Genomic DNA, 17,429 nt, shown 5'->3' on the forward strand with positions numbered 1-17,429 from the left:
ATTCTCATAGCAATATATAACAAAATCCAATGATAAAAAGCAATGTCACACATTTTCTAAGGGGATGAGAACGTGAAATTTCGGCACATCGCAACCGTGTTGAGTGTCGTGTGTGTGGGTTTGTGGCAAACACAAGCCCACGCCGCGGTAGTGAATAATTCGGCTGATGCCAATCAGCCCAAACCAGCGAAACCTGCCAGTGCCAAACGTTATGTGGTGCAATTGGGTGCATTTGCAGATGAATTTCAGGCTTTGCGCTGGCGCCAACAATGGACAGAAGCTGGTGTAAAAACGTATGTGGTGCCTGCCAAAGGGGATACAGGCTTAATGCGCATACGCACAGGGCCGTTTAACACCAAGCAAGAGGCGCAAGCCATGGTATTGCAGTTGAAATTGATAGGCGTAGAAAACGCCATCGTGTTGCCAGAATAAACAGGTAATTAGGATTTGTATGGTGCAAAAGAAAATAGAGAATGAGTACGAGCAGCTCAAACGCCAAAATCGCCGTCGTTTGGTAGGCGCCGTGGTGATGGTGGCAGCCGCCGGTGGCATTTTGGCCAGTACTGGCAGTTTTGGTTCCAAAGCGGCTGATAATGGCGATGTGAAAACCGCCGTCGCCGCAAATGGCAAAACCAGCACCGCACAAGGCTTACAAGCACAGGCGACCACCACTGTATTGCCTAAAGTCACGGTGCACAATCAGCAAGACAATACCGTACAAGCCATCGAAACCGAGGCAGACAAACAGCAAGCACAATTGCTGAAACAGCAGCAAGCCGAAGAAAAGCGCCAACAAGAACAAGCAGCCGCGGAGCACGCCCGAAAAAAGCCGCAGGCTGACGAGTCACAACCACGTCTAGCCCAAGCTGAACAGGCGAAACCCGGAGCTGTCTTAAACGAACAACAGTTGCTAGAGCACAAGCGCCAACAATTGGCCGAAGAAAAGTCTGCCCGTTTGCAACAGCAACAAGCAGACAAGCAACGTCAACAAGAATTGGCTTTTTTGGCCAAAGAGCGGGCTGAAAAAGTGAAGGCCGATCAAGCCGCAGCCAATCAAGCCAAAGCTGACAAATTAGCGGCTGAAAAAGCCAAATCAGAGCAGGCCAAAAACGACAAAGCCGAAGCCGCGCGCAAACAAGCAGAACAGCGCAAATTGGAATTGGCTCAAGCCGAAGCGAAAAAAGCCGCTGATTTAAAACAACGCAAGGCCGAACAAGCCAAGCAAGAACAAGAACGCAAACTGGCTGAAAGCAAAAAAGCTGCCGAGGCCAAGCAATTGGCAGAAGCGAAGAAAAGCGCCGAAGCCAAAAAAGTAGCGGAAGCGAAAAAAGCCGCTGATGCCAAGAAATTGGCCGATGCCAAAAAAGCAGCGGATGCCGCCAAAGCCAAGGCCGCATTAGCCAATAAAGCACCAGCTGCCACAGCCAACAGCAAATCGGTGGTGCAAGTGGCCGCATTTAAGAGCGATGACAAGGCGCAGCAAATCCACAAAGAAGTACAAGCCTTGGGTTTGCCATCTTCTGTTGCTCGTGTGGGAACAATGGCGCGGGTGCGAGTGGGGCCGTATCGCAATCCCGCCGATGCCGAAAAAGCCGCAGCTAAATTAAAGCTGCATGGATTTAATGCCTTGATTATGCAGTATTGAAAAAATGGCAGTATTTGATTTGTTGGTATTGGTGGTATTGGGACTGAGTGTCTTGGTATCCATGGTGCGTGGGGTGGTGGCTGAAATCGCCTCTTTGATTACTTGGTTGGTGGCTCTGGTCGCGGCGCGGGTGTTGGCTCCCGTGGTGGCGCAAACGGTGTTTACCCGAGTCGACTCAACCGTATTTGCCACAGTATTGGCGTTTATTGTGGTGTTCATCACCACTTATTTTTTGCTCTCGTGTGCGCAAAAATTGCTGACTTCGGCCATACAAGCGATAGGCTTGGGTGGCATCAATAAATTCTTTGGCGCTTTGTTTGGTTTAATCAAAGGCACGTTTTTGATTACCGTGGTGGTGTTGCTGTGTGCATTGACCGATTTACCTCGTACTGAGGACTGGAAAAATGCTTACTTAGCCCCCACATTTGAACAAATGGCGTTACTTACAGTTCCCTATCTGCCTGCCTTTGTGGCAGGACGTATTCATTATTCTCCCTCTAGCGAGTAAGGAATTTTTCCATGTGTGGTGTTTTCGGTTTGGTGTGTCATGAGCCTGTTAATCAATTGCTTTATGATGGTTTACAAATGTTGCAGCATCGCGGTCAAGATGCAGCAGGGATTGTGACCGCCAGCGGGCAATCTTTCCACATGCACAAAGGCAGTGGTATGGTGCGTGATGTGTTCAGAACCCGCAATATGCGCGAATTGATTGGTGATGCAGGCATCGCCCATGTGCGCTATCCAACAGCCGGTAATTCAAAAAGTGCGGCCGAAGCGCAGCCGTTTTATGTGAATTCTCCTTTCGGTATTGTGTTGGCACACAATGGCAATTTGACCAATACCGATGAATTGTTTGAAAACGTGTGTTACCGCGATTTGCGTCACATCAACACCCGTTCTGATTCAGAAGTGTTGTTGAATGTGTTTGCGCACGAATTGGAAACCCGCATTGACGGCGAGACCTTAACGGTAGAACACATTTTTGATGCCGTGACCGAATTGCACAAAATGGTGCGCGGTGCGTATGGCGTGGTGGCTTTGATTGCCGGTTATGGCATGGTGGCTTTCCGCGACCCATATGGCATCCGTCCGTTGATTTTGGCCAAGCAACAAGACGAACAAGGCCGTACCGATTATGCTGTCAGCTCTGAATCGGTGGCATTCAATGGTTTGGGCTATGAGGTTTGGCGCGACATCGAGCCGGGTGAAGCGGTGTTCATCAGCTTTGATGGCGAATTCCACAGCCGCCAATGCAGCGACCAAGCGGTATTGAAACCTTGCTTGTTTGAATACGTGTATTTTGCGCGCCCTGATTCAAAAATTGATGGTGTGTCGGTCTACCAAGCCCGTGTGGACATGGGTGTGAGCTTGGCTGAAAAAGTGAAACGCGAATTGCCATGGGAAGAAATTGACGTGGTGATGCCGATTCCGGACACCAGCCGTCCTAGCGCCATGGAATTGGCCCACCATTTGGGCATTACCTACCGCGAAGGCTTCATCAAAAACCGCTACATTGGCCGTACCTTCATCATGCCAGGCCAAGCCGTGCGCAAAAAATCGGTGCGTCAAAAACTGAGCCCTGTTGCCAGCGAATTCAAAGGCAAAAACGTGTTGTTGGTCGATGATTCCATCGTGCGCGGTACCACCAGTCGTGAAATCGTTGAAATGGCGCGCGATGCCGGCGCCAAAAAAGTGTATTTCGCCTCTGCCGCGCCGGAAGTGCGTTATCCCAACGTCTACGGCATCGACATGCCGACACGTGAAGAATTGATTGCCAATGGCCGCAGCGTCGAAGAAATTGCCGCTGAAATTTCTGCCGATGGCGTGGTATTCCAAGACTTGGATGAATTGATTGTGGCCGTGTCCAAACTCAATCCGAAAATCCAAGGTTTCGATACCTCTTGTTTCAATGGTAAGTATTTGACTGGCGATGTGGATGAGGCGTATCTTGAGAAACTGGCCAGCGGCAAGGTGTCTGCTGAGCTGATACAAAAAGTCAATCCAACACTGGTAGACCACAGTGTGCGTGTGGATGACAATCAAGATGACGACGAGTGATTCAAAGGCATAAACACAAATGAGTAAAACATGGCATCCTGAAACCATCGCCATACGCGGTGGTCGCCAAATCAGTGACTTCAGTGAACACACACAAGCATTGTTTATGAGCAGCAGTTTTACTTACCCAACAGCAGAAGACGCATCACGTCTGTTTGTGGGTGAGCAAGCGGGTTATACCTACAGCCGCACTTCCAATCCAACCATCGCCGCGTTTGAAGAGCGCATGGCGCAATTGGAAGGTGCCGAGCGAGGCTTGGCCACTGCCAGCGGTATGGCGGCCATCCATTCGACTTTAATCAGCTTGCTGCAAAACGGCGACCATTTGTTGTCCAGTCACAGCTTGTTTGGTTCAACCAGCTCAGTGGTCAACAATATGTTGCCACGTTATGGCATAGAAGTGACCACGGTCAACCCTGTTGATTTGGCGGCTTGGGAAGCGGCCATCCAGCCGAATACCAAAGTGTTGTTCTTGGAAACCCCATCCAATCCTTTGGGTGAAGTGGCCGACATCAAAGCCTTGGCAGCCTTGGCACACCAACATGGTGCGGTGTTAATCGTTGACAATTGCTTCTGTACGCCAGCGGTACAACAGCCAATTAAATTGGGCGCAGACATTTCCTTGGCTTCGGCCACCAAAGGCATAGACGGCCACGGCCGCGCCATCGGCGGCATTGTTTGTGGCAGCAATGCCTTAATCGAACAAATCTGGAACCATGTCAAAACCGCCGGTGAAATCATTTCGCCATTCAATGCGTGGTTATTGTCCAGTGGTTTGGAAACCTTGTTCGTGCGCTTGGAACGCGAATGCGCCAATGCCATGGCTTTGGCGCAGTGGTTGGAACAACATCCTAAAGTTGAAAAAGTGTATTACGGCGGCCTAGAAAGCCATCCGCAACATGAGTTGGCCAAGCAACAACAGCGCATGTTCGGCGTGGTGGTGGCATTTGAAGTCAAAGGCGGCCGCAAAGAGGCTTGGCATGTGGTGGACGCGGTAGAGTTGTTCTCACGCACCGGCAATTTGGGCGATGTGAAATCGACCATTACCCATCCGTATACCACCACCCACTGTCGCGTCAGCGAAGAGGGCAAGGCAGCAGCAGGCATTACTGAAGGTTTGTTGCGTTTGTCCATCGGTTTGGAAAACGTCGCCGATTTACAGGCCGACTTAGAACAGGCTTTGGCCGGAATTTAAGTTTTTAGGTGCATGACATAAAGGCAAAACGCGCGTCGTTTTGCCTTTTTTATGGGCGCTAGTACTGCCAAACATGAATGAGCATAGAAACTGACAATTTAGTCCAGCCATAATTCTATCCTCACTGTTTACAGGCCGCATTGCGGTATTCCATGTCCTTACAGGCCGCACAAACAGACGCTGAGCGTGTTAGTTCTAGCGCACCGGCTCAAAATATGCGATTCTAATGCCCACAAAGCTGCAGTGCAGCAATTGCACACACAGTGGCAATGACCAAAAGAAACAGAAGGTGTGACGCAACACCCACCGTGCACTATTACTCCTCATATTTGATTTTTAAGGATGCAACCATGAAAAAATTAAGCCTGTCTTTGTGTTCATTGATGGTGGTTTTGGCTTTGGGCGCGTGCTCAGGCGGCAATGAAGCTGTTAAGAGCGACGCCGTTCCTGCACAGCAAGGCAACACCGCCGCCAGCGCCGCGCCTGCCAATACTGCAACTGCGGCCTTGAGCCCAGAAGAGCAAGTAGAAGCGCGCGAAAAAAACATGAAGGCCATCGCCAAAGCCAGCAAAACCTTGCGTGCCATGGCTGAAGGCAAAGAAGGTTTTGATGATGCGAAAATGAAAGAGGCCGTGGCCTTGCTCGATACCCATGCCAATCAAGGTTGGGAATATTTTGATGTCGCCACCAAAGACGTGAAATCTGAGGCGCAACCAGCCGTTTGGGAACAAAACGACAAGTTCCAACAAGAAATCAAAACCTTCCAAGCCTCTGTGGCCGAATTGAAAACCGCGTCTGCGCAAGGTGGTTTGGACGCCATCAAAGCGCCTTTCGCCAAAGTGGGCGAGAGCTGCAAATCTTGTCACACCACGTTTAAGCAGGATTAAACACGTTTCAATGTTGAGTGTTTGAATGTTTAATCAATGATAAATAAGCGGCCTGTAAGTGTTTACAGGCCGCTTTTGTATGCTTGGGTGCACATGCATGCCATTTGATTTGCACACATGGCTTAATATCGCAAGCTCGGTCAGCCGCAAATGGCTTACAGCATCAACAAGCTAGATGGTGTCGAGCGTGGCGGATTTCGCTACAATACTGCGTTGCAGCATTGCTTTTGTCGGTACAGCCCATGTATTGTAAGCGTTTTAGCAGCAGCGCAATGTCGCGCCGGCTTTTAACCAACAACAAGGATGCAATCGGATATGGGATTACAAACAGTGCCAGAAAAATTGGCCGCTTTGCGCGCATTGATGCGCGAGCGCGGTGTGGCCGCTTATGTGGTGATGAGCGCCGACCCGCATATGTCGGAATACTTGCCTGCGTATTGGCAAGTGCGTTTGTGGTTGACTGGCTTTACCGGCTCGGTCGGCACTTTGGTGATTACCGACACGTTTGCCGGCTTGTGGGTAGACGGCCGCTATTGGGTACAGGCTGAGAAAGAATTGGCAGGCACCGGTTTCGTGTTGCAAAAACTGACCGCTGACGAAGGTTCTACCCACATTGCATGGTTGGCGCAACACCTGCCTACCGATGCTGTGGTGGCCGTAGATGGCCGCGCCTTGTCCATTGCCCAATACCAAGCCTTAGAGCAAGCGTTGGCAAGCAAACGTGTGCAGCTAGACACCGCCCAAGACTTGATAACGCCCTTGTGGCAAACACGCCCAGCCTTGCCATTGGCGCCGGTGTACGAAATGGCGGCGGGCATTAACAGCTTAAGCCGTGCCGATAAAATCGCTGCCATACGGGCACACATGCGTGAACGCGGCGTCGCCCACCATTTGGTGTCGTCGGTGGATGACATTGCATGGATATTGAATTGCCGCGGCAGCGATGTGGAGTGCAATCCGGTGTTTTTGGCGCATTTGTACATTGCCGCCGAGCGCTGTGTGTTGTTCGTACAGGCCGCTAAAATCAGCGCCGAGTTACAACAAGCCTTGGCCGCCGATGGCATACAGCTGCAAGACTATGCCGCCAGTGGCGATTTTTTAACGGGTTTGGGCGATGGCGCTGTGTTGTTGGATGCGGCCAAAGTATCGGTGGCGCATTTGTTGGCCTTGTCAGACACCGTATCGGTGGTGTATGACATCAATCCATCGACTTTGCTCAAAGCGTGTAAGAGCGATGCCGAAATCGAGCATGTGAAGCGCGCCATGCACAAAGATGGCGTGGCCTTGGCACAGTTTTTTGCATGGCTAGAACAAGCATTGGCCGCCAAAACCGCCATCAGCGAACTCACCATTGCCGAAAAATTGCGCGAATACCGCGCGCAGCAGGCGGGCTTTATCGGCGAGAGTTTTGCCACCATTGCAGGCTTTAATGACAATGGCGCTTTGCCACATTATCACGCTACGAACGAGAGTTTTGCCATGATTGAGGGCAATGGCTTGTTGCTCATCGACTCGGGCGCGCAATACGAAGACGGCACCACCGACATCACGCGCATGGTCGCCATCGGTGAACTGAGCACGGCGCAAAAACGCGATTGCACCTTGGTCTTAAAAGCGCACATCGCCTTGGCGCAAGCGGTGTTCCCCGAAGGCATCGCCGCGCCTTTGCTGGACGCGTTGGCCCGCCAAGCCTTGTGGCAACAGCAATTGGACTACCGCCATGGCACCGGCCACGGCGTCGGCTTTGCCTTAAACGTGCACGAAGGCCCGCAAATTCTGTCGTATTACGCACCGATGAGCGCCTACAACAAGATGCGCGCCGGCATGATTACCTCGAATGAACCCGGCCTGTACCACGAAGGCCATTACGGCATCCGCATCGAAAACTTGGTGGTGAACCGCTTATTGCCGCAAACCGGCGCTTACGGCGACTTCTTGACATTTGAAACTCTCACACTGTGCCCGATAGAAGTGGCGTGTTTGGATACCGATTTACTCACCCAATCTGAAAAAGACTGGCTCAATGCTTATCACCAACAAGTGCGCACGGCCTTGGCGGATTCTGTGTCAGGTGCAGCTTTGGATTGGTTGTTGCGGCATACGGAAGCTGTGGCTTAATCAATACTGTTTCTGGGTAACATCAAAGCGGCCTGTAAATGTTTACAGGCCGCTTGTTTTTGTCTGCACATCAGTTGATGCGATTGACGGGAATGGCTTGTGGTTTGCCTGCAACCAAACCGATAAACCAGTATGCCCGTCGGTTTTGGTGGTCTACGCGGCAAAAAGCAAACGCTTGATTGTGGATGCAGCCCACATCATATTGTTGCCATTCTTTGGGCAGTGCCGTGATGAAATGGCGCACTTGATTGGGCTCAGAGGTGTGCAATCGGCAGGGCTCTTGTTGGCGGCACGAGGCTTGCCAGCTTTGTTGGCCTTGCTTTTGGTCCATTTGCCATTGGCCATTTTTTTGAGAGAAACGCATGTACATGGCCGAGGGCTGGTGGGTTTTAATATTCAATAACACATATTGGCCTTGGTCGCTGGCATCGGGTGTTTTGGCAAATGCTGGAAGGCAAGACAACATCAAAGACAATAGCAGCAAAGATTTGTGTTGCATGTTTACTTCTCCTCGTTTTTTTGCAATGAAAATGGTGATGTGGGTTTTATCATGTACGTGCAAACATCATAAGTGTATTGAGGCAGGTGAGGTTTGAGAACCGTGTGTGGGTAGCGCTGAGCGCTACTGTCTGAATCACATCATCGTCACCATAGATACAGTAGGATGCAAACAAGCGGCCTGTAAACACTTACAGGCCGCTTATGATGGTGTTAATACTGTTTAAACAGCTTATACCGAGTAATCGCTATTATCGTCATTAGGCAAAGCGAAGCCGGTGATTTCCAAGCCGAAGCCGTTTAACACGCTGAATGCATATGGTTTGCCCATCACGCGCATTTTTTTGATGTGCAATTCGTTCAGAATTTGCGCGCCTATGCCGTAAGTCTTGCTGTCCCAAGTGCTGCGTTGGTTGCTGCCTTGTGGCAAGGCGCGGTCGAGCAGCTCTGAGCCGGTTTCGGGGCGGTGCAACAATAAGGCCACGCCGGCGTCGACGGTTTGCAATTTTTCCAAGGTTTGCGGCAAAGTCCAGCTGTGGCTAGGGTTGGGACTGATGAAATCCATGGCGCTGAATGGCTCGTGCACGCGCACCCACACTTCGGTGTCGGGGGTGATGTTGCCTTTGACCAAGGCCAAATGCGTTTCGCCTTGTAAACGGTCGACGTAAATGTGCTGCACAAAGTCGCCCCACGGTGTGTGCACGGTGTGGCTGCCCATGTCTTCAATCAGGCTTTCGGTTTTGCTGCGGTATTCAATCAAATCGGCGATGGTGCCCATTTTGATGCCGTGTTCTTCGGCGAACACTTCCAATTCGGGCATGCGTGCCATGGTGCCGTCGTCGTTGATGATTTCACAAATCACTGCGGCAGGGGTTAAACCCGCCAATTGCGCCAAATCCACGCTGGCTTCTGTATGACCGGCGCGCACCAATACGCCGCCTTTTTTGGCGCGCAGTGGGAAGATGTGGCCCGGTTGCACGATGTCGCTGGCAACCGAATTCGATGCCACAGCAGTTTGGATGGTGTGGGCACGGTCGGCGGCGGAAATACCGGTCGAGATGCCTTCACGCGCTTCGATGGAAACGGTGAAATTGGTGCCGTATTGGGCGCCGTTATTTTGCGTCATCATCGGCAGACCCAAGCGGTCGATGAGTTCATCGGCCATCGGCAAGCAAACCAAGCCACGCGCATGTTTGATCATGAAATTGATGGCTTCTGGTGTCACAAATTGTGCCGCCATCACCAAATCGCCTTCGTTCTCGCGGTCTTCGGCATCGGTTAAGATGACGATTTTACCGGCTTTGATGTCGGCAATGATTTCGGCTGGTGTAGAGATCATGATTGTTTGTTTCCTATTTCATTGTTTTTGTTGTGCCAATACCCGTGCCACTGTGTCAACAATCGCTTGGGTTTGGGCATCTATTTCAATATTGATGGCATCGCCAACTTGGCGGCTGCCAAATAAGGTGCGCTCGAGGGTTTCAGGGATTAAGTGCACATTGAAACGGTCGGGCAACACATCGCCTATGGTGAGTGAGCAACCATCTAAGCCAACAAAGCCTTTGGATAAGACATAGGCTTGCAAGCTTGCAGGCAGGGCAAACCAAATAGTGGTGTTGAAATCGGTTTTTTCAATGGCAACGATGTGGGTGGTGGTGGCGATGTGGCCACTCATCACATGGCCGCCGATTTCATCACCAAAGCGGGCGGCACGTTCAATATTGACCGCATCGCCGATGTTCAGGCCGCCTAAATTGGTGCAGCGCAGGGTTTCTGCGATTAAATCAAACGCCACACGCTGACCATCAAACTCGGTAATGGTTAAGCAGCAGCCATTGTGGGCCACTGAGGCGCCTATGGCCAAGTCGTGTGCCAATTCTGGCGGCAATTCGACGGTGTGGCGGCGAAATTCGCCACGGTCTTCGATGGCGGTAAGGCGGGCGATGCCTTGAACAATGCCTGTAAACATTATTTGTCCTTAAAAATGCTGCAAGAACTGTGTTGCACGGTTTCCAAACGCATGTGTTTGCGGTGTTCGGCGGCTTCAAAACGGCAGCGTTTCAAGTCGCTGTCCAAATTCAGGCGCGGCACTTCTACCGGCTTGCCGTGTTCGTCTACCGCTACCATGGTGAAGTAACAGCTGTTGGTATGGCGGCCGGTGCGGTTGCGGATGTCTTGTGCTTCGACGCGGATGCCGATTTCCATAGAGGTGCGACCGACGTGGTTGACGTTGGCCAAGAAGGTAACCAATTCACCGACGTAAATCGGTTCTTTGAATGTCACTTTGTCGACAGACAAGGTCACCACATACGAGCCTGAATAGCGGCTGGCGCAAGCGTAAGCGACTTGGTCGAGCAATTTTAAGATGGCGCCACCGTGCACATTGCCTGAAAAATTGGCCATGTCAGGTGTCATTAAAATCGACATGGTTAATTCAGATTGTGCTTCTACGATGGTTGGATGGTCTAATTGGGGCATGTTTTACTCAATTCATTTCTTAATGATTGTTATTATAGCCATTTTCGATAGATCAGGAACACAATTGAACTTATGGCAATGATAGCAATGGTACCCAAGACATAGAAATAACCGTATTGCCAATGCAATTCTGGCATATTGTCAAAATTCATACCATAAATACCAGTGATTAAAGTCAGTGGCATGAAGGTAATGCTGACTGCGGTAAGCAAGCGCATTTGGCGGTTTAGCCGGTTGGACTGTGAGCCCAAAGTCACTTCCATCATGGTGAGCAAGGCATCGCGGCTGAAATCGAGATTTTCCATCAATTGCATGCAATGGTCGAAGGTGTCGCGCAAATACAGGTGATAACGGTCGGACAAGACCTCGAAATCGGAGCGCATCAAGATGGTTAACACATCGCGCAGCGGCACCACCGAGCGGCGCAAGCGCATGGCATCGTGCTTCATGCGGTGTAGGCGTGGCAGCAAGTCGGTGTCTTTGATTTGCAATAAAGAGCCATCGAGTTTGTCGACTTTGGTGCTGAAGGTTTCTACACTGGCCATTAAGGTGTCTACCCAACAATCGATGTACAGATACATCAGGTATTCCAAATTGTTTTGTTGGTACCACAATGGCTTTTGTGCAATGCGCTGCTTCATTACAGGCCGCATCAACAGCGATTTGGGTTGATACGAAATCAAGAAATCCTTACCAATGATCAAATACAGCAATTGGGTTTTCAATTGGCTGTCTTGAAACAACACCCCGCGCAATACCAAAAACACAAAATCGCCATAGTCTTCGATTTTGGCGCGTTGGTTTTTGCTGGCCATGTCTTCCAAAGCCAACGCATGCAAACCGTATTCGGCCAGTAACAATTGCAAATCCGCCAAAGAGGCTTTGCCACTGAGGTTGAGCCAATGCGGTGTCGCTGGTTTGTGCACGCTTTGGTCGCGAGCCAAATCGGTGACCACTTCAGCATCCCCGCTTGGTGTTGCTTGGTGCAATTGTACTTGTAAGCCCGTATCGGCGGTTTTACTGTCCATTAGCTCGCTTGTTGTTCAATGATGAAGTGGCGATTGATGTATTGCCATTGCTGCGCTTCTTGCTCCAAGCTGCCGGCAATCAATGGGTTGTCTTGCAGCCATTGGGCACTTAAACGCAAGGTACAGGTTTTTTCGACAAAATCGTAAAACAAACTGGTGTCGCTCGGAAATTGGATGTCTTGGCGACCGCGGCAGAACAAGGCGGCCAAACGCAAAGACAAGACCGCTGGCCACCATTGGCGTTCGGTCACCACTTCCAATAATTTTTTGGTGTCGCCGCGATGACTCAAGACCAATACCGCCAGCAAGTGTTGCTCTTGGCGCGAAAATCCAAACATGTCGGCATTGTCCAAAATGTAAGCGGAGTGTTTGTGATAGCCTGAGTGGGCAATGCTCATGCCCAATTCGTGTAGCTGTGCAGACCAAGCCAAGTATTTTTGCCACATGTCCAATTGGTTGCGTGGCAGATTTTGCGACAGACCCGCGAAGCACTGCTGCGCCACTTGATTGACCCGATTGGCCTGTAACACATCAATGTGGTAACGGTGTTGGAATTGTTTGACGGTTTCATCGCGCAAATCGTGGTCTAAATCGCGGCCCAACATGTCAAAAAACACGCCATCGCGCAGCGCCGCATCGGTGACCGACATGGAGGTCAAACTCAGTTCTTCAAACACCGCAATCATCACTGCCAAACCACCGATAAACACTTCGGTGCGGTCGGATTTGAGGTTCAGCAATTTGGCTTTCTTCACTGAGCCGGCCTGTATCACCTTCTTAGCCAAGGCGCGCATTGCCGCCGCATCCAAATGGTGGCTGCTTAAGCCATAGGCTTCAATGACATCGCGTATCGAGCGGGCCGATCCGGAGCTGCCTATGGCAAAGTCCCAACCGTGTTGCTTCAACTCTGGGCTGATGCGTTGGATTTCGATACGGGCGCTGGACACGGCGCGTTCAAATTTTTCTGAGGTGATTTTGCCATCGTTAAAAAAGCGCAAGCTGTAAGTCACACAGCCCAAGGGCAGGCTTTCCATGATGTCGGGCTGTAAGGCATTGCCGATGACAAATTCGGTTGAGCCGCCACCGATGTCGACCACCAGCATATTGTCGTTGGTTGGTGGGTGGGTGTGCTTCACGCCCAAGTAAATCAAGCGTGCTTCTTCACGGCCGGCAATGATTTCAACTGGAAAGCCTAAGGCTTCTTCTGCGGCAGGCAAGAAACTGGCAATGTTTTTGGCGACCCGAAAGGTATTGGTGGCGACCACGCGCACTTGTTCAGGTTTGAAACCTTGTAAGCGTTGACCAAAGCGCGATAAACATTTCAGTGCCCGCTGTTGCGCTTCGACGGTGATGTATTTGTTTTCATCCAAACCTGCGGCAAAGCGTACCATTTCTTTGATGGAATCGACGATGCGCAACTGACCTTCTTCGACGGCGCAAATTTGTAAACGAAAACTGTTAGAACCCAAGTCGACTGTGGCCAAAAGCGCTGATCGAGGCATGCCGGTAATCCTATTGAAAATGTTGGGTAGGAGTTTAAAGCGGCCTGTAAGTTCAGGCCGCTTGGGATAGAGAGGGTTTATTCAACAAAGCCTGCGTCTTTGGCTTGCTCATCGGCATGGTAGCTTGAACGCACCATGGCGCCGACAGCCGCATGTTTAAAGCCCATGTCCAAAGCTTCGGTTTCAAAGGTTTTGAACATTTGTGGTGACACATAGCGCAATACTGGTAAGTGGCCATCGGTGGGTTGCAAGTATTGACCGATGGTGATCATGTCGATGTTGTACTCACGCATGTCGCGCATCACTGCACGCACTTCCTCATCGTCTTCACCCAAGCCAACCATGATGCCTGATTTGGTGGCCACATCTGGGCGCAAGGCTTTGTAGCGTTTGAGCAATTCCAAGGAGTGGGTGTAATCGGCACCAGGGCGCGCTTGTTTGTACAAGCGTGGCGCGGTTTCCAAATTGTGGTTCATCACATCAGGTGGGGTTTCGGCCAAAATTTCCAAAGCCACATCCAAACGGCCGCGGAAATCGGGTACCAACACTTCAATTTGTGTGCTTGGGCTCAATTCACGTATCGCTTTGATGCACTCAGCAAAGTGACCAGCGCCACCGTCGCGCAAATCATCGCGGTCGACAGAGGTAATCACCACATATTTCAGTTTCAAAGCGGCGACGGTTTCGGCCAAGTGTTTTGGCTCTTCTGGATCTAAAGGGTTAGGGCGGCCATGACCGACATCACAGAATGGGCAACGGCGGGTACAAATGTCACCCATGATCATGAAAGTCGCCGTGCCTTTGCTGAAACACTCACCAATGTTAGGGCAAGAAGCTTCTTCACACACAGTGTGCAATTTTTGCTCGCGCAAAATGCGTTTGATTTCCATGAATTGGCCACCGCTGGGCAGCTTGGCGCGTATCCATTCCGGTTTTTTTAGCTTGGTTTCCAAAGGCACTACTTTAATCGGGATGCGTGCGGTTTTGGCTGCACCTTTGTGTTTCACGCCTTGGGCATTGTCTTGACTCATGTGTGTGCTTCTTCCACTGTTAATTGTTGTTGCAAATGGTCGGCGAGGATGTCGGCGACTTGATTAAATTCAGGTGTTGGTGACACCAATTCGGCCATCTGTACCATCTCTAAACCAGCATAGCCGCAGGGATTAATTTGGTGAAATGGCGCTAAGTCCATGTTCACATTCAGGGCCAAACCGTGGTAGACCGAACCACGTTTGATTCTCAGACCCAAAGAGGCAATTTTTCCTTCACCCACGTACACGCCAGGGCGTTTGGGATCGTTGTGTGCTTCTATGCCAAAATGTGCCAACGTGGCGATGATGCTGTTTTCCAAGCGGCTGACCAAGTCGCGCACCGAAATGTGGCGGCGTTTGAAGTCTATCATGGTATACACTACCACTTGCCCAGGGCCATGGTAGGTGATTTGACCGCCGCGGTCGACTTGCACGACTGGAATGTTACTGTGTTGCAATAAATGCTCGGCTTTACCCGCCATGCCTTGGGTGAACACCGGTGGATGCTCAACTATCCACAATTCATCGGCGGTGTCTTCGGTACGATTATCGGTAAAGGCCACCATGGCTTGATAAGTGGGCTCGTAATCCACCCGCCCCAAATGTTTAATCAACATCAATACACCACCTTCACCATGGGGTGAGAAGTGAGGCTGCGGTAAATATTGTCCAATTGTTCTTGGCTGGTCGCGGTCACTATAATGGTCGCACCAATGTAATTGCCTTTGCTGGACAAACGGGTGCTGACATGATGTTCTTGCGTATCAGGAGCATGTTCTTGTACCACAGCCAAAATGGTTTGCGCGAATTCATCGTGATGTGTGCCCATGATTTTCAGAGGAAATTCACAGGGGAATTCCAATAAGGTTTCGTGGGGAGTGTTCGCATCAGACATGATAACGCCTTTAATAGATGTATCTAAAGGCGTTATTTTACGCTAGTTTAGTCGGCTACCCAAGTGTTGCGTTGTGGGCACTGTAAACCCGCTATTCAGGGCTGTAACAACGGGTACTGCTGCCGATTTTTTCGCATTCTTGGATGGTATGGTTTTGGTCTATGGTGAGGTAACGAGGTTCTTCTACTGTATCTTTGGCTACAGCCTGTAAACGGTAAGTATTGGCCGCAGCACCGCGGGCGGTACCTTTGAAACTGATGTTGAAATATTCAGTACTCAAATACGGTAAAATTGGCCAAGTGGTCGCATTTTTAGTAAAACGTGCATTTTGCGCATAATAGCGCTCAAGGTATTGTGCATCAGCGACCAAAGTGGTTTTAGCATTTTTTAAACGCGCATTGAGCACATGTTGATGGTAAGTAGGAGCGACGATTACTGCCAAGATGGTAATAATCGCTACCACAACCATGCTTTCTAATAAGGTAAACCCCAAAGTAGCAACGAAAATAGTGTGATTTTGATAAGCCACAATCATCTCCTTAAGCCCCTTTTATGGAGAGTCAATAGAGATGACTCAAAAAGAAAAAAGCCCATCAATATTATTTTGTTTGGCAATCAGCCAGTGAGACATCTGATACTTCTCCTGTCACTGATATGGTGGCACCGTTTGCTTCACATTCTTGAATCGAGCCAGTTGCATCTACAAATAAAAACCGTGTTTCGCCTGGGTTGGTAGCATCAATTGGTGCTGCATATAAACAATACTGATCATTATTTGCATTTGCAGGGTCACATGTTAAGCCAGGGTTGGTGCCACTACCTGTTTCATCATCGCTATAAAAGGCAATGTTAAAAAATGGATTGGCACTGCTGATATTGGTTAAAATATCAGTAGGGTAAGCTCCAGCTTGTCTAAAGCTGTGATTTTGCGCATAGTACTTTTCCAACATATTTTGTGCCAATATAAGTTCAGCTTTGGCATTTTGCAAACGAGCATTGCGCACATATCTTAAGTAACTTGGATAGATAATTGCGGCCAAAATACCGATGATGATGACCACCACCATGACTTCCAGTAATGTAAATCCCCGTTGTTTGCTTTGTGCCAATGTTTGCATGCTTTAAACCCAATGAATTCTTATTAAAATGGTGTGTTTGTGTTCTGTTGTAACACAATCTCTGCATTTACTGTGCCCAAATCTATTTTGGGCAAATCGCTGGGCCAAACCGCATAGGCCACGGTGTATTGCTTGTCATTGTTTAAGGGCAACTCACTGATTTGTAACCACACCTCTGTTTGCGCATTGCGCAAATGCAGCCGTTGTCCGACTTGCAATAAGCGATTGTTTTCCTCAGCAACGATAATCTTAATGCGTTTTGAGTCTTTGGGCTCAATTATAAACAATTGTTGACCGTTTTTAACCTGGCTGCCAGCAGAAACAGTAAATGGCTTGATTACGCCATTAAACGGCGCTTCTAGCCAAATCGGTTGGCTGGGTACTGCGGGTGTCGCTGCTTGCGTGACTGTGGTTTTGGCTTGTGCGGCCAAGCGGTAAGCCGCTTCGCTTTTGGCCACAGCCGCCTCGGAAATAAAGCCTTGCGCTTGCAGTTTTTTGTCTTGTTGCCATTTTTGATAGGCCGCTGCTTTGGCGGCTTGGTCAACGGTGGTCGTGCTGATGCGTTTCACCGTTGCAGCTGCCTCGGGCTTGAATTGGGCCAACCATTGTCCTGCATTCACTTGCTGTCCTGTCTGTACCAACACTTGTTCTAGCTTGCCATGGTTGGGCGCGGTCAGGATTTCAGGTTTGAGGTGTTCCCATTCTAAGACCACTTGTATGCGTTGGGTTTGATGGTCATCAACAGAGGGTGAGGATTGGGTTTTTGCAGGCGCAGCGCTTTTTGCTGCAGATGCGGCCTGTAAAGGTTTAGATTCGGGTTGGCATGCGAGAAGGGTTACGCAAGCTGTAATTAAAGCAGTTATTTGATATTTCTTCATCATGTTCGCTTTGTCATCATTTTGACTTCATTATCGATTTTCATGGCTGTTTGCTGTGCTGCGTCAGTTTCTGGGTGCCTAAGGTTAAGTATTGGCAT

The 17,429-nt window shown here is 49.9% G+C and carries 19 protein-coding genes; 7 read left to right on the top strand and 12 right to left on the bottom strand.

The features are described 5' to 3' along the window. Window positions 1-72 precede the first annotated feature (72 nt). The 7 genes from BN3003_RS07110 (at window position 73) to BN3003_RS07140 (ending at window position 7,903) form a co-directional block, all read left to right on the top strand. The gene (locus BN3003_RS07110) at window positions 73-432 is read left to right on the top strand and encodes an SPOR domain-containing protein (RefSeq protein WP_058355947.1); all 360 of its coding nucleotides are present in this window, start codon (window positions 73-75) and stop codon (window positions 430-432) included. Window positions 433-451: 19 nt separating this feature from the next. Beyond that, complete coding sequence (locus BN3003_RS07115) at window positions 452-1,645, top strand: SPOR domain-containing protein (protein WP_058355948.1); 1,194 nt, start codon at window positions 452-454, stop codon at window positions 1,643-1,645. Window positions 1,646-1,649: 4 nt separating this feature from the next. Continuing rightward, window positions 1,650-2,153: a CvpA family protein gene (locus BN3003_RS07120; RefSeq protein WP_058355949.1), complete on the top strand. Its 504-nt coding sequence runs from the start codon at window positions 1,650-1,652 to the stop codon at window positions 2,151-2,153. Window positions 2,154-2,164: 11 nt separating this feature from the next. Continuing rightward, window positions 2,165-3,703 (top strand): amidophosphoribosyltransferase, encoded by a 1,539-nt coding sequence (gene purF / locus BN3003_RS07125; RefSeq protein ID WP_058355950.1) that lies wholly within the window; start codon window positions 2,165-2,167, stop codon window positions 3,701-3,703. A gap of 19 nt (window positions 3,704-3,722) precedes the next feature. Beyond that, entirely contained in the window at window positions 3,723-4,898 is a 1,176-nt protein-coding gene (locus BN3003_RS07130; protein WP_058355951.1) for an O-succinylhomoserine sulfhydrylase, read from the top strand. A gap of 350 nt (window positions 4,899-5,248) precedes the next feature. Then, the gene (locus BN3003_RS07135) at window positions 5,249-5,785 is read left to right on the top strand and encodes a c-type cytochrome (RefSeq protein ID WP_058355952.1); all 537 of its coding nucleotides are present in this window, start codon (window positions 5,249-5,251) and stop codon (window positions 5,783-5,785) included. Between the two features lie 315 nt (window positions 5,786-6,100). Beyond that, window positions 6,101-7,903 carry an aminopeptidase P family protein gene (locus BN3003_RS07140; protein WP_058355953.1) on the top strand — a complete coding sequence of 601 codons (1,803 nt, stop codon included), beginning with the start codon at window positions 6,101-6,103 and terminating at the stop codon, window positions 7,901-7,903. A 70-nt stretch (window positions 7,904-7,973) separates the two neighbouring features. Here the strand turns inward: BN3003_RS07140 and BN3003_RS07145 are convergent, their stop codons facing one another. The 12 genes from BN3003_RS07145 to BN3003_RS07200 form a co-directional block, all read right to left on the bottom strand. Then, complete coding sequence (locus BN3003_RS07145) at window positions 7,974-8,402, bottom strand: hypothetical protein (protein WP_058355954.1); 429 nt, start codon at window positions 8,400-8,402, stop codon at window positions 7,974-7,976. 231 nt (window positions 8,403-8,633) lie between these two features. Then, window positions 8,634-9,740, bottom strand: coding sequence for a bifunctional 3,4-dihydroxy-2-butanone-4-phosphate synthase/GTP cyclohydrolase II (gene ribBA, locus BN3003_RS19100; RefSeq protein ID WP_108721500.1), 1,107 nt, complete (start codon window positions 9,738-9,740; stop codon window positions 8,634-8,636). A gap of 18 nt (window positions 9,741-9,758) precedes the next feature. Then, complete coding sequence (locus tag BN3003_RS19105) at window positions 9,759-10,370, bottom strand: riboflavin synthase (RefSeq protein ID WP_058355956.1); 612 nt, start codon at window positions 10,368-10,370, stop codon at window positions 9,759-9,761. Further along, the gene (locus BN3003_RS07160; RefSeq protein ID WP_058355957.1) at window positions 10,370-10,879 is read right to left on the bottom strand and encodes an acyl-CoA thioesterase; all 510 of its coding nucleotides are present in this window, start codon (window positions 10,877-10,879) and stop codon (window positions 10,370-10,372) included. Before BN3003_RS07160 ends, BN3003_RS19105 begins: the two co-directional genes overlap by 1 nt. A 32-nt stretch (window positions 10,880-10,911) precedes the next feature. Continuing rightward, on the bottom strand, window positions 10,912-11,907 hold the full coding sequence (gene corA / locus BN3003_RS07165; RefSeq protein ID WP_058355958.1) for a magnesium/cobalt transporter CorA: 996 nt from the start codon (window positions 11,905-11,907) through the stop codon (window positions 10,912-10,914). Then, window positions 11,907-13,409: an exopolyphosphatase gene (gene ppx, locus BN3003_RS07170; protein WP_108721501.1), complete on the bottom strand. Its 1,503-nt coding sequence runs from the start codon at window positions 13,407-13,409 to the stop codon at window positions 11,907-11,909. The genes corA and ppx overlap by 1 nt, the downstream gene beginning before the upstream one ends. A gap of 77 nt (window positions 13,410-13,486) precedes the next feature. Further along, complete coding sequence (gene lipA, locus BN3003_RS07175; RefSeq protein WP_058355960.1) at window positions 13,487-14,440, bottom strand: lipoyl synthase; 954 nt, start codon at window positions 14,438-14,440, stop codon at window positions 13,487-13,489. Further along, window positions 14,437-15,057, bottom strand: a complete 621-nt coding sequence (gene lipB / locus BN3003_RS07180) for a lipoyl(octanoyl) transferase LipB (RefSeq protein ID WP_058355961.1) — start codon at window positions 15,055-15,057, stop codon at window positions 14,437-14,439. Before lipB ends, lipA begins: the two co-directional genes overlap by 4 nt. Next, window positions 15,057-15,335 (bottom strand): YbeD family protein, encoded by a 279-nt coding sequence (locus tag BN3003_RS07185; RefSeq protein WP_058355962.1) that lies wholly within the window; start codon window positions 15,333-15,335, stop codon window positions 15,057-15,059. Before BN3003_RS07185 ends, lipB begins: the two co-directional genes overlap by 1 nt. A gap of 91 nt (window positions 15,336-15,426) precedes the next feature. Next, window positions 15,427-15,864, bottom strand: a complete 438-nt coding sequence (locus tag BN3003_RS07190; RefSeq protein WP_159061415.1) for a type IV pilin protein — start codon at window positions 15,862-15,864, stop codon at window positions 15,427-15,429. Window positions 15,865-15,934: 70 nt separating this feature from the next. Continuing rightward, a complete protein-coding gene (locus BN3003_RS07195; RefSeq protein ID WP_058355964.1) occupies window positions 15,935-16,453 on the bottom strand; it encodes a type IV pilin protein in 519 nt (172 codons plus the stop codon). A gap of 23 nt (window positions 16,454-16,476) precedes the next feature. Continuing rightward, window positions 16,477-17,334 carry an efflux RND transporter periplasmic adaptor subunit gene (locus BN3003_RS07200; protein ID WP_082625595.1) on the bottom strand — a complete coding sequence of 286 codons (858 nt, stop codon included), beginning with the start codon at window positions 17,332-17,334 and terminating at the stop codon, window positions 16,477-16,479. Window positions 17,335-17,429 lie beyond the last annotated feature (95 nt).

This window comes from Vitreoscilla massiliensis (assembly GCF_001457815.1).
In the GTDB taxonomy this organism is placed as follows: Bacteria; Pseudomonadota; Gammaproteobacteria; order Burkholderiales; family Neisseriaceae; genus Vitreoscilla; species Vitreoscilla massiliensis.